This window comes from Prosthecobacter sp. (genome assembly GCF_044373815.1).
Classification (GTDB): Bacteria; Verrucomicrobiota; Verrucomicrobiia; order Verrucomicrobiales; family Verrucomicrobiaceae; genus Prosthecobacter.
This window is the reverse complement of the sequence record NZ_JBIPNG010000688.1, coordinates 1-2,644: the sequence shown is the minus strand read 5'-3', so window position 1 is coordinate 2,644 and position 2,644 is coordinate 1. Positions and strand designations below refer to the sequence as shown.

The following is a 2,644-nucleotide window of genomic DNA, read 5'->3' as shown; positions in this document are numbered from 1 at the left end:
AGTCCCCGGGCGCTTTCCACCACGGCAATGTTGGGTATGCGCCCCCTTTCATTCACCCGGTCCAGCCGGGTGGTGATGTAGCCGAGAATCTCGGTGCCTCGCTCGGCCACGAAACACCCCTCCGGGCACTGCACCACGTCGTCGTCGATGTGGCTCGCCTTGCGCACCTTCCAGTCGCGTTCATTCCAACGGCCGAATTTATGCTCCAGCATCTGCTCCAAGGCGACGCTGCCGAAGGACGCCACGGTAATCTGGCGCAGTTGCGTCAGGTCCTTGTCCTGATACGGGCGGATGTGAAGGGGGGATTCGTCCATGTTTGCGGGGGTTGAATTGTGAATGGAAGGATGGTAAATAACGTCTCTAGATAAGTATCAATCGTTCAAATGGCACGGGTCTTGCGAAACAGGTGTCCGGTTGGCGACGTTGATAACAGTAATAATTCAGAGTTGCGAACATCTTAGCTTATATCATTCTTCTGGCCCATGCTTCTTTTTAGCCGGACTTCTAAAAAATCCCGATTCAATGACCGCCTTTTCAAGGTCGTCGGGAGTGTCCTGCTGGCTGGAGCGCTCAGTCAATGCACCTCACCGCCCAAAGGGGACGTGGTGGTCAGCGTGAAAGATCAGAAACTCGGCATCTACAGCGAGGGCAAACTCACCAAACAGTACGTCATTTCGACTTCGAAATTCGGCCTCGGCGACCAGAAAGGCAGCAACCGGACCCCTCTGGGCCAGCATGAAGTCATCGCCAAGATCGGTCAGGGACTGCCTGCAGGGGCGGTTCTGAAAAGCCGTCGCTGGAACGGCGAGGTGCTCAAACCCAACGCTCCAGGCCGCGATCCCATTGTCTCGCGCATCCTCTGGCTGCGTGGCATGGAAACCACCAACAGAAACGCCTTCAACCGTTTCATCTACATCCACGGCACCCCGGAAGAAAACCGGCTGGGCCACCCCGCCAGCTATGGCTGCGTGCGCATGGGCATGAAGGATGTGGTGGATCTGTTCAACACCGTGAACGTCGGCGCCAAAGTGGTCATCACCAAAGGTGGCCTGCCGCCTGGCGACAAAGAAAAGCCCGCCACAGCCTCGGATGATGTCGATGGTTCTCCTGCGCTGAATGCTCCGGCCACGCTTGCCGCCCAGCCGCTCGAAATAGCGCGCATCGCCCCTTCCGAGGGTGAAAAAAAGCGGGCTGAAGAAAACGAAGCCAAGGCGAAGGGCAAAGTCGGCCCAGACCGCGAAAAGCCCGTCCATAAGTCGAAATCGTCAAAATCCAAATCCGACACCAAAGTGGCCGGACATGCCGCCCACAAGGCAAAGGCCAAGGCCTGAACCGCGGCAGGCTCAGTCGCGCACCAGTTCGAAAACTGGCATTTTTTTCAGCAACGACGGGTTTGTCTCCAACGGCATCCTGCGCATGACCTGAAGAAGCTTGGGATCAAGAATGAGCCGTTGTTTGTGGATGCCGCTCTCAATGATATCGCTCTCACTCCACCGTGGGGCATCACGAAATGCCGCCTGTGAAGGCCAGTAAACCCCGGTGCGCCCCACATTCACGTCGATCAACTCCACCTCGGTTGTGCCCGTCAGGTGGCATACTCCGACCACGCAGCCCAGTTCCACCGCACGTGCCGAGGCGCAGCGCCCCACCCGCTCGACTCCCAAAACCGTTTCCGTGGCACTCGGCACGAGGATCACATCCACGCCAGCCCCACGCAGCCGCGTGCTGATTTCTGGAATTTCAATATCCAGGCAGATCACCACCGCAAAGCGCAGCCCGGCGAACTCCCAGATCCGCAGTTCGGTTCCCGGAGAAAAATCCGATTCCCACGGCGTCAGATGCAGCTTGTCCTGATACAGGACCCTATCCTCCACCAGGATCGGCGCCCGGTTGCGCAATTCCTGGCGCTCCTCATCCCAGAACGGCACCGTGCCAAGCACAACCGCCTTGCCGGGACGGATCAGCAGTGATTTCACTGCTGGCAGCACTTCCCCCCAAAACACCTCAGCCGTTCGTTTCAGAGTTTTCGGCTCGACCAAAGGCACCAGCCCCACCCAGGCAAATTCCGGCAGCAGCACCAAGTCCGCCCCATTGTCCCAGGAGTCTTCCACACAGTCCACCACCACCGCAGCAAAAGCCGCTGGCGATTTGGCGGCAGCTCTGGAATCAAACGTGCAGAGATCAATCGCTATCATGGCGCATTGTGCGCCTCATTTCCCACAGCCGCAACTGCCACCGCACCCCGGCTTCTTCCGGCGTTTGGCGGAACGGACGATGAAAAGCGTGATCGTGACAAGCACGACCGCGATCGCTGCGATGGATTGCCAGTCTGCGTTCATGGTGAGAAAAGGTTAGTAGCCCAGCGCACTGCCAATTTGGAAGATCAGCAGGCTCAGTACATACGCCGTTCCGGTCATGTACCCGAGCTGAAACATCGCCCATTTCCAGCTTCCCGTCTCGCGCTTCACAATGGCGATGGTACTGACGCACTGCATGGCAAAGACATAAAACACCAGCAGGCTGATGCAGACCAGCGGCGTGTAAACCGCCCGGCCATCAGGGCGGCGCTCCGATGCCAGCTTGTCTCGCAGCGGAGTCAGGTTGTCGTCATCTCCGCTCTCCACGGCATAAACCACGCCCATCG

At 58.3% G+C, this 2,644-nt stretch carries 4 protein-coding genes and 1 pseudogene; 1 reads left to right on the top strand and 4 read right to left on the bottom strand.

Annotation, left to right across the window (positions count from 1 at the left end):
* Positions 1 to 314: GNAT family N-acetyltransferase (locus tag ACIREA_RS30310; RefSeq protein WP_397386047.1), on the bottom strand; the 314-nt coding region annotated here is incomplete at its 3' end.
* 300 nt (positions 315 to 614) lie between these two features.
* Here ACIREA_RS30310 and ACIREA_RS30305 point away from each other — a divergent pair.
* Positions 615 to 1,331 carry a L,D-transpeptidase family protein gene (locus ACIREA_RS30305; RefSeq protein ID WP_397386046.1) on the top strand — a complete coding sequence of 239 codons (717 nt, stop codon included), beginning with the start codon at positions 615 to 617 and terminating at the stop codon, positions 1,329 to 1,331.
* A 12-nt stretch (positions 1,332 to 1,343) separates the two neighbouring features.
* On the opposite strand, the gene ACIREA_RS30300 is transcribed toward ACIREA_RS30305, so the two are convergent.
* The 3 genes and pseudogenes from ACIREA_RS30300 to ACIREA_RS30290 all read right to left on the bottom strand — a co-directional run.
* Positions 1,344 to 2,195, bottom strand: coding sequence for a nitrilase-related carbon-nitrogen hydrolase (locus ACIREA_RS30300; RefSeq protein WP_397386045.1), 852 nt, complete (start codon positions 2,193 to 2,195; stop codon positions 1,344 to 1,346).
* A 15-nt stretch (positions 2,196 to 2,210) separates the two neighbouring features.
* Entirely contained in the window at positions 2,211 to 2,339 is a 129-nt protein-coding gene (locus tag ACIREA_RS30295) for a FeoB-associated Cys-rich membrane protein (protein ID WP_300200001.1), read from the bottom strand.
* Positions 2,340 to 2,351: 12 nt separating this feature from the next.
* Positions 2,352 to 2,644 (bottom strand): annotated as a pseudogene (locus ACIREA_RS30290) (ferrous iron transport protein B); the annotation flags it as partial.

Coding starts and splice junctions, on each gene's coding strand:
- ACIREA_RS30300 (WP_397386045.1), bottom strand. CDS start 2,195: ATGATAGCGATTGATCTCTGCACGTTTGATTCCAGAGCTGCCGCCAAA.
- ACIREA_RS30295 (WP_300200001.1), bottom strand. CDS start 2,339: ATGAACGCAGACTGGCAATCCATCGCAGCGATCGCGGTCGTGCTTGTC.